The 8,393-nt window shown below is 27.4% G+C and carries 10 protein-coding genes and 1 riboswitch; of the genes, 8 read left to right on the forward strand and 2 right to left on the reverse strand.

Translation table 11 applies throughout. From position 1 onward, the window contains the following. Nucleotides 1-27: 27 nt before the first annotated feature. Nucleotides 28-135: riboswitch (TPP riboswitch) on the forward strand. A 127-nt stretch (nt 136-262) separates the two neighbouring features. From ABDZ60_RS18505 to ABDZ60_RS18525, 5 genes are all read left to right on the forward strand, one after another. Further along, a complete protein-coding gene (locus ABDZ60_RS18505; protein WP_016207059.1) occupies nt 263-553 on the forward strand; it encodes an MTH1187 family thiamine-binding protein in 291 nt (96 codons plus the stop codon). After that, nucleotides 525-1,301 (forward strand): ABC transporter permease, encoded by a 777-nt coding sequence (locus ABDZ60_RS18510; protein WP_343780216.1) that lies wholly within the window; start codon nt 525-527, stop codon nt 1,299-1,301. The genes ABDZ60_RS18505 and ABDZ60_RS18510 overlap by 29 nt, the downstream gene beginning before the upstream one ends. 34 nt (nt 1,302-1,335) lie before the next feature. Further along, nucleotides 1,336-2,340 carry an ABC transporter substrate-binding protein gene (locus ABDZ60_RS18515; RefSeq protein ID WP_047000462.1) on the forward strand — a complete coding sequence of 335 codons (1,005 nt, stop codon included), beginning with the start codon at nt 1,336-1,338 and terminating at the stop codon, nt 2,338-2,340. Then, entirely contained in the window at nt 2,321-3,043 is a 723-nt protein-coding gene (locus ABDZ60_RS18520) for an ABC transporter ATP-binding protein (protein WP_343780218.1), read from the forward strand. Before ABDZ60_RS18515 ends, ABDZ60_RS18520 begins: the two co-directional genes overlap by 20 nt. A gap of 266 nt (nt 3,044-3,309) precedes the next feature. After that, entirely contained in the window at nt 3,310-3,975 is a 666-nt protein-coding gene (locus ABDZ60_RS18525) for a deoxynucleoside kinase (protein WP_343780221.1), read from the forward strand. A gap of 98 nt (nt 3,976-4,073) precedes the next feature. Here ABDZ60_RS18525 and ABDZ60_RS18530 read toward each other — a convergent pair whose 3' ends face one another. Then, a complete protein-coding gene (locus tag ABDZ60_RS18530) occupies nt 4,074-4,592 on the reverse strand; it encodes a nucleoside/nucleotide kinase family protein (protein ID WP_047000480.1) in 519 nt (172 codons plus the stop codon). Nucleotides 4,593-4,971: 379 nt separating this feature from the next. Between ABDZ60_RS18530 and ABDZ60_RS18685 the strand changes: the two genes are divergently transcribed. Continuing rightward, nucleotides 4,972-5,205, forward strand: a complete 234-nt coding sequence (locus ABDZ60_RS18685; protein WP_425544871.1) for a DUF2651 family protein — start codon at nt 4,972-4,974, stop codon at nt 5,203-5,205. Nucleotides 5,206-5,405: 200 nt separating this feature from the next. Here the strand turns inward: ABDZ60_RS18685 and ABDZ60_RS18535 are convergent, their stop codons facing one another. Further along, entirely contained in the window at nt 5,406-5,891 is a 486-nt protein-coding gene (locus tag ABDZ60_RS18535) for a flavodoxin family protein (RefSeq protein WP_047000481.1), read from the reverse strand. Between the two features lie 147 nt (nt 5,892-6,038). On the opposite strand from ABDZ60_RS18535, the gene ABDZ60_RS18540 reads away from it, so the two are divergent. Together ABDZ60_RS18540 and ABDZ60_RS18545 are read left to right on the forward strand one after the other, a co-directional pair. Next, nucleotides 6,039-6,716, forward strand: coding sequence for an HD domain-containing protein (locus ABDZ60_RS18540; RefSeq protein ID WP_343780224.1), 678 nt, complete (start codon nt 6,039-6,041; stop codon nt 6,714-6,716). A gap of 156 nt (nt 6,717-6,872) precedes the next feature. Continuing rightward, complete coding sequence (locus ABDZ60_RS18545; RefSeq protein ID WP_343780226.1) at nt 6,873-8,285, forward strand: MFS transporter; 1,413 nt, start codon at nt 6,873-6,875, stop codon at nt 8,283-8,285. Nucleotides 8,286-8,393: the final 108 nt, after the last annotated feature.

The raw sequence follows: 8,393 nt of genomic DNA on the forward strand, positions 1-8,393 counted from the left end.
ATGAATAAAATGGAATTATAAAAAGTAAATATAAATCTGGGGGGGCAGTGAACTGCCTGAGATAAAATTGATACTATTTTGACCCATAAACCTGATTTGGATAATGCCAACGTAGGGAGATTATTTGTTATTAATTAATGAATATACAAATTGAACTATAATACAGTATTTCTAGTCAGAAATACTGTATTTTTTTACTCTATGTACAAAATCTAATATTTGATTTGTTTACTTTTAAATATATTTAAAGGAGGAGAGGACTATGTCACTTTGCAATGTAAGTCTTCAGGTTATACCAACAGTAAATGAGGATAGAATTTATCCGGTTGTGGACAAGGTTATAGAATATATAGCATCTAAAGGTGTTAAATATGAAGTAGGTGCTATGGAAACAACAATGGAGGGCGAACTTGAAGAATTACTAGAAATAGTAAAAAAAGCTCAAGAAATTTGTACAGAAGAAGGTGCATCAAGAGTAGTATCTATGGTTAAAATAGATTATAAAAAAGAAGGCGTGACGATGGATGAAAAAATTAAGAAGTATAGGGAATAAAATAGCACCTATAGTTTTTATTTTAATTTTATTAATTATATGGGAGTTTATAGTAAATGTTGGAGGGATAGAAAAGTATATATTACCCGCTCCCACAGATGTTATAAAAGTATTAATTAAAGACTTTAGAACAATGATCCCACATATTTCAGCAACTTTATATGAAGGAATGGTAGGGTTTTTAATTGCAATAGTATTATCTATTATATTGGCAGTGATTATGGATATGGTTCCATTAATAAAAAGATCCTTATATCCAGTTCTTGTTATTTCTCAAACTATACCAACAGTTGCTCTTGCACCATTATTTATAATTTGGTTTGGTTTTGGTGCATTGCCTAAAATAATTGTTGTAGTTATAGTATGTTTTTTCCCTATAGTAATTAGTATAGTTGATGGGCTTGAAGGTGTAGATAAGGATTTAATAAATCATTTTAAATTAATGGGAGCATCTAAACTTAATGTGTTCTTACATTTAAAATTACCTTATGGAATGATAAATTTCTTTTCAGGTATGAGAATTGCAGCTACATATAGCATTATGGGAGCTGTAATTGGAGAATGGCTTGGGGGAGATAAGGGACTTGGTGTATATATGACAAGAGCAAGAAGCGCATATGCACTAGATAAGATGTTTGCATCAATAGTGATTATAGTAGCTATAAGTATGGGGATATTTCTTTTAGTTTCCTTTATGGAAAAGGTATTTACTCCATGGAATGATAAAAAACTAAGTATGAAAAAATAAAATAAAAAACAATAAATTTAGAGGTGAAATAGTAATGTTAAAAAAGAAAATTATATCAGTAGTATTAGCATCAGTAACAGCACTTACACTATTTGCTGGATGTAGTAAAAAAGATGAAGCAAAAACTTCAGAAGATTTGCAAAAGGTAACTGTAATTTTAGATTGGACACCAAATACTAACCATACTGGATTATATATTGCACAGGAAAAAGGCTATTATAAAGAGCTTGGACTAGATGTTGAAATAATACAACCATCAGAAGGGTCATCACTTCAACTTTTAGCAGCTGGAAAAGGAGACTTTGCAGTAAGTTATCAAGAAGATTTAACATATGCTAGAACATCAGACAGTCCGCTTCCAGTTAAAGCTATAGCAGCAATAATTCAACATAATACATCAGGTTTTGCATCTCCAAAGGAAAAAGGAATAGAAAGCGTTAAAGACTTTGAAAATAAAGTTTATGGTGGATGGGGAAGCCCATCAGAAGAAGCTATATTAAAGGCTGTTATGGAGAAAAGTGGAGCAGATTTTAGTAAGTTAAAAATGGTAGATGCAGGAACAGAAGATTTCTTTATAGCAACTAAGAATAACTTAGACTTCGAATGGACATTTGAGGCATGGACTAATATTGAAGCAAAGTTAAGAGGATTTGACATAAACTATATAGCAGTTAAAGATTTAGATCCAGCTTTAGACTATTACACTCCAATTATTGCAGCAACAGAAGATACTATTAATAATAAGAAGGATTTAGCTAAGAAGTTTATGGAAGCAACTACTAAGGGATATGAAGAAGCTATAGCAAATCCAGAAGAAAGTGCAAAACTATTAGTAAGTAAAGTTCCTGAAATCAGTGAAGAACTTGCAATAGAAAGCCAAAAGTATCTTGTAGATAAATATATGGAAGATACTAAAGTATGGGGAGAAATGAAAGATAGCGTATGGGATAACTATACAAAATTCTTATATAATAATAAATTAATTAATAAGGAAATGAAAGCAAGCGAGGCTTATACAAATGAGTTCTTATCAAAATAAGATTGTATTAAAAAATGTATCTAAGTCTTTTGATGAAATGGAGATATTAAGAGATATCAATATAGAAGTTAAAGAAGGAGAGCTTGTTTCTATTCTAGGGCCATCAGGTAGTGGGAAAAGTACAATATTTAATATTTTAACTAGCCTTATAAGTAGTGATAATGGTGAAGTAGAAGTTAGTGGAGACCTAAGCTATATGTATCAAAAGGATATGATGGTACCCTGGAAAAAGGTTATAGATAATATAGGTATTCCACTTATATTTAAAGGCGATAGTAAGAAAAATTCAAGAGAAAAAGTAAAAAAACATATAGATGAATTTGGTCTTAGTGGATTTGAATATAAATATCCATCGCAATTATCTGGTGGTATGAAGCAAAGAGCAAACTTTTTAAAAACATATTTAACATCTAATGATATAATGCTTTTGGATGAACCCTTTGGGGCACTGGATTCCATGACAAGAAGAAAGATGCAAAAATGGCTTTTAGATCTAACTAAAAAGATGAATTCAACTATATTATTCATAACTCACGATATAGAAGAAGCAATTCTACTTTCAAATAGGATATATGTAATATCAGAAAAGCCAGCAATTATAAAAGGTGAAATAGAAGTTAATTTACCTAAGGAAAGAAATGAAGATATAGTTACTAGTGATAAATTTGTAGCTATAAAAAAAGAAATATTAAAGTTAATGTAAATATATTTAATTTCTTTACTTTTAAAATGGACATATGTAAGTTTGGTTGATTTGGAGAAAAGCAACTAAAAAAGAAACTTTACATATGTTCATTTTTTTATTGGTTGAATAAATATATCAGTTTATTAAGTAAGAAAATTATACAATATGTAGAAGAAATATAAAATAAAACACCATATATAGTATAAAAATGAAAGTCAAGACTTGAAAGTAAATTTTTAATTATGTAATATAGAGAAAGACAAAAAGTAAAGGATAGGTGAAGCATGTTGATAGTTGTTGGCGGGATGATTGGACTTGGAAAAAGTTCTATTGCAGAAATTTTGGGAGATCATTTTAAATCAGATGTATTTTATGAAAGTGTAGATGATAATCCAATATTACCTTTGTTTTATAGTGAAAGTGAAGAAGAAATACAAAAAAAGAGATATCCTTTTTTACTACAACTTTACTTCTTAAATACAAGATTTAAAAGTATAAAGGAAGCATTAGTACATAATAATAATGTTTTAGATAGATCAATTTATGAAGATTGGTATTTTGCTAAGAAGAATATGGAGCTTGATAGAATTAATGATTTAGAAATGAAGATATATGAGGATCTTTTACATAACATGTTAGAAGAGCTAGAAGAACTTCCTAAGAAAGCTCCAGATGTAATGGTATATTTAAAAGGCTCCTTCGAGACTGTTTTAAATAGAATAGCATTAAGAGGAAGAGATTTTGAAATTGATGAAAGCTTAAAAGAATATTATCATTTTCTATGGAAAGATTATGATGCATGGGTAGAAAATTGCTATAATGCATCAGAAGTTTTAATAATAGATATGGACAAGATGGATGTAGTTAATAACGAAGAAGATAAAGAAAAGCTTATAGAATTAGTAGAACAAAAGCTTAGAGAAGTTAGAGATATTGAAGAAATTGCATAATAACATTTAGTATAAGAAAATAGAGCAAATTGTTTAGTTTGCTCTATTTTCTTATTTATTAAAATGATAAAAAAATCAAAATATTTTACAAGAAAACTTTAAGACAATATATCATTTATTATTAAGGGAATATCAGAAATATTTTCATTTTCATAAGAATATAGATTATAATCATACTTATAATCATCAAGGGATATTTCAGTTTTATGTATATTTTGGGTGTCGGTTAAGTTGTTTTTATAATTTACTCTTGTAATATGAATTGATACAGTTTCACCAATAGATTTTAAACAATCTATTTCTTTAGGGAATCTAGCATCAGGAATTAGAGCTACGTCAAAATCATCTTTAACTAAATATAATATTTTAAGCAATTCATTTATTAAAAACATTTCATCTACAGCTCTCATCTTATCACCCAGGCTTTGAAGTAAGCTTCTTCCATTACCAGTTTTAGAGCCATCCCAATTATAGACTTTCGATGCAACCATTTTTAAATAATCAGCATAATGAATAATAAATACCTTTTTACCTTCTTTCTCTAATAACTCCTTTAATCTTAAGGCTAAAGTATCTTTTCCGTGTCCTGATTTTCCAGAAATAGAAATACATTTCATAAAAAATCCTCCTTTATATGTAATTGATTATTGTGTTTTAATAAATATTATTTATAAAATTAGAATCATTATTTTATATTATAACAATATTAGATTTCTATAGAGTATAAAAATTTTTATATTAATGATTTTGTTAGAAAAATTTAAGTAATAGAAAAGTACTTTTGTAAGTTTTTAAATGTAACATATTAATATAGAAAAGAAAAAATAACGTATTGAAAATTAATTAGGTTAAAGGTGGTTTAGAATAATGTGAGGTATAGATAAAAAATATTGAAATTAAACTATCAATTACGTGTAAATATTGCATAATAGCAAATGAATATGAAAGGTCGTGAAATATATGTCTATTTTTAGCATTAATGAAAATCCCTTTGGAATGATTTTAATTATCTTACCCCTTTTTACTTTTGTAGTATCTTTAATTTTGCAATTATTTATTAAGAGAAAAATAATAATTTTAGGCATTATCTTTACAGTATATTTAGTGGCAACATATACTGTATTTAATTCTTCTTTCTTAATGTGGTGTTTTGTCTATACAGGAATATCTTTAATTGGAACACTTGTTGCAGATTTAATTCTAAAATACAGGAAAAAGTTTACTGCATAATCTTGATAAAATATATAATAGAGTACTATTAAAAAGCATAAAATAAAATGTTTTATAAAACCTCAAGGTAAAGGCTGTCGCATAAATAAATCAATTAAGAATTATTTACTTTGCGGCAGCTTTATTTATTATAGTTATATATATTAATTTTTAAAATATATAAATTAAAATATGTTATAAAAAATTTATTTGAATTTTTACTAGTTAAATAACTCCTTAGCTTTTAAAGCAATACGTTCTCCAAATATTGAAAACATAGATTTACTTTCTTCAAAGTTTTCGTCTATAGCAACAGCTCCTAAATGAATAAATGGTTTTCCAAGAGCAGAGCCTCCAGAATAAACTAACATTCCTTTTACCATTAAATGATTAATTATTGTAAGAATTGCAGTGTCAGCACCTCCTTGAGCATAATGTGCTGTAGAAAAGACAGCTCCAATTTTACCTTCAAGGTTATAATGGTTAGATTCATCAAACCATTTCTTTATCTGCCAGCAAGTATTTGCATAATAAGTAGGTGTACCAAATACTACAGCTTTACTATCTAGCAAAAATTTATCATCTATACTATCTAAAGCAAATACCCCAACTTCAATATTAGGAACTTTTCTAATTCCATCAGCTATTACATTAGCCATTTCTTTTGTATGACCAGTTTTACTAAAATATAAAATTGATATTTTCATTATATCTCCCCCATTAATTCCAAAACATAACAATATATAATTATTATAAAACTTTACTTGTTTAGATACAAATTATTAAATATAATATTTTTTAGTGTTTATTTTATAAAGTATATAGATTAGAGTAACTATAAAAAGGAGTAAAATATGGAAAATTTATATGAAATAAAAAAAATAATAAGCAAAGAAACGTATACTATAATTAATAACGAAATAGAGCAATCTTTATTAAAATACTTAATGGAAGATATTTTAGAAAAATATAAAGCCTTTGATAAGGGTCATGGAATAAAGCATATAGCAACTGTAATAGATTCATCAATTAAACTGTCAAAATATTTCCCTGTAAATAAAAGTATGGTATTAACTATTGCAATATATCATGATTTAGGAATGAGTATAGATAGAAAAATACATCAAATTCATTCAAAGGATATACTTATAAATGATACTAATTTAGAAAATTGGTTTACAAAAGAAGAGCTTATTTCAATGGGGGAAGCATGTGAAGATCATAGGGCTTCTAATGCTCATGAACCAAGAAGCATATATGGATATATAGTTTCAGATGCAGATAGAACAACAGATATATATGATATGATAGAAAGATGCTACAATTTTTCGAAAAAGAATTATAATACTTTAAATGAAGAAGAAACATATAAGAGAGTATATTCACATTTGGTAGAAAAATATGGTGAAGGTGGATATGCTAAATTTTATTTAGAAGAAAGTAAAAATGTAATAATGAAACCTTATATAGAAGCTCAAGAAATTTTGAAGAAAGAAGAGGTATTCAAGTTTTACTATAATAAAATAATATAAAATTAGAAATTTTACGAAAATATGAAGATTTTAAAGATAATCTCAAAGTTTTAACTTAAATTTAAGTTTCTGTTTTTTTAAATAGATTTTCATTTTCAAAAAATAATAGTATTATATAATGATTGAATGTAATAGATAGACTAGGAGATGAAGTATATGAAGATGAAAAAAGAATGGGCAATATTACTTACAGTATTACCTATGACTTTTATGACAACTCTTGATAGTAGTATAGTAAATGTAGCTTTACCTACAATGTCAAGAGAACTTGGAACAACAATGGCTGGAATAGAATGGGTAGTTACAAGTTATTTAATAACTATATGTGCAACTATTTTGTTGTTTGGAAGGCTAGGAGATATAGTTGGTAAAAGCAAAGTTTTTAAAATAGGAATAGGAGTATTTACTTTAGGATCATTATTTTGTGGGTTATCAAACAGCCTTATAATGCTTATATTATCTAGAATAATTCAAGCAATAGGTGCTGGAGCTGCAATGGCAACTAACCAAGGAATAATTACAGAAACATTTCCTCCTACCAAAAGAGGTAGAGCTCTTGGAATGACAGGAACTGCAGTTGCTCTTGGAACTATGGTAGGGCCAACTTTAGGAGGTCTTATAGTATCAGTAGCACCATGGGAATACATTTTTTTAATAAATATACCAATAGGAATTTTAGTTTATATAGGAGTATTAAAGGTATTAAACTTTAAAAAGATTACTGAAAAAGTTCCCTTTGATATAAAAGGAACTTTTTTATTCATGATTTCAATAATAATGTTATTTACATCTATAAATTTCGGGCAAAGTATAGGATATACAAATCCTATAATTATGGGAGCCTTTGTGCTTTCTTTAGTACTATTATTTATATTTATAAAGGTAGAGCAAAAAATAATAAGTCCTATGTTAGATATAAATATATTTAAAAATAAATTATTTTCATTAAGTATATTTTGTGGATTTACATCATTTGTTTCAATAGGAGCAATAAATATAATTTTACCCTTTTATTATCAAGATGTATTGAAGCTTACCCCAAGTTCAGCAGGACTTATGATGACAGTTTCTCCAATAATATTAGCAATAGTTGCACCAATAAGTGGACATCTGTCAGATAAACTTGGAAGTGAAAAGATATCATGTATAGGGTTAAGTATTTTAACTATTGGTATTTTCTCGTTAACTATCTTTAATCAGTACACATCACTAATAATTGTTGCAATATTTGTTGGGTTAGTATCATTAGGAAGTGGTATATTCCAATCACCAAATAATTCATTAATAATGTCTACAGTTGATAAAACCAAGCTTGGAATAGCAGGAAGTGTGAATGGACTAGTAAGAAACTTAGGAACAACTACTGGGATAGCACTTTCAACAAGTATTTTATATAGTAGAATGAGCAGTAAAATTGGATATAAGGTTTCTGGGTATGTAGAAGGTAGAGCAGATATATTTATTTATGCAATGAGATTTGTATTTGCCGGAATAGGGTGTATTTGCTTAATTGGAGCTATATTAACATTACTTAGAGTCGTAAATAAGAGGTCAAAAACATTAAACTAATTAAATACATAAATATAATAAAAAAGGTACTGATAAAATTAAAATGGACCCCATGTCAAGGACATTTTAAAAAAAGAGGTTAAGCTGCTAAAAGCTGATTTCTGTATT

Origin of the sequence: Clostridium sartagoforme, from assembly GCF_039521405.1 — a bacterium.
GTDB classification, from domain to species: Bacteria; Bacillota; Clostridia; order Clostridiales; family Clostridiaceae; genus Clostridium; species Clostridium sartagoforme.

Coding starts and splice junctions, on each gene's coding strand:
- ABDZ60_RS18530 (WP_047000480.1), bottom strand. CDS start 4,592: ATGAAATGTATTTCTATTTCTGGAAAATCAGGACACGGAAAAGATACT.
- ABDZ60_RS18520 (WP_343780218.1), top strand. CDS start 2,321: ATGAGTTCTTATCAAAATAAGATTGTATTAAAAAATGTATCTAAGTCT.
- ABDZ60_RS18505 (WP_016207059.1), top strand. CDS start 263: ATGTCACTTTGCAATGTAAGTCTTCAGGTTATACCAACAGTAAATGAG.
- ABDZ60_RS18525 (WP_343780221.1), top strand. CDS start 3,310: ATGTTGATAGTTGTTGGCGGGATGATTGGACTTGGAAAAAGTTCTATT.
- ABDZ60_RS18685 (WP_425544871.1), top strand. CDS start 4,972: ATGATTTTAATTATCTTACCCCTTTTTACTTTTGTAGTATCTTTAATT.
- ABDZ60_RS18540 (WP_343780224.1), top strand. CDS start 6,039: ATGGAAAATTTATATGAAATAAAAAAAATAATAAGCAAAGAAACGTAT.
- ABDZ60_RS18510 (WP_343780216.1), top strand. CDS start 525: ATGAAAAAATTAAGAAGTATAGGGAATAAAATAGCACCTATAGTTTTT.
- ABDZ60_RS18535 (WP_047000481.1), bottom strand. CDS start 5,891: ATGAAAATATCAATTTTATATTTTAGTAAAACTGGTCATACAAAAGAA.
- ABDZ60_RS18545 (WP_343780226.1), top strand. CDS start 6,873: ATGAAGATGAAAAAAGAATGGGCAATATTACTTACAGTATTACCTATG.
- ABDZ60_RS18515 (WP_047000462.1), top strand. CDS start 1,336: ATGTTAAAAAAGAAAATTATATCAGTAGTATTAGCATCAGTAACAGCA.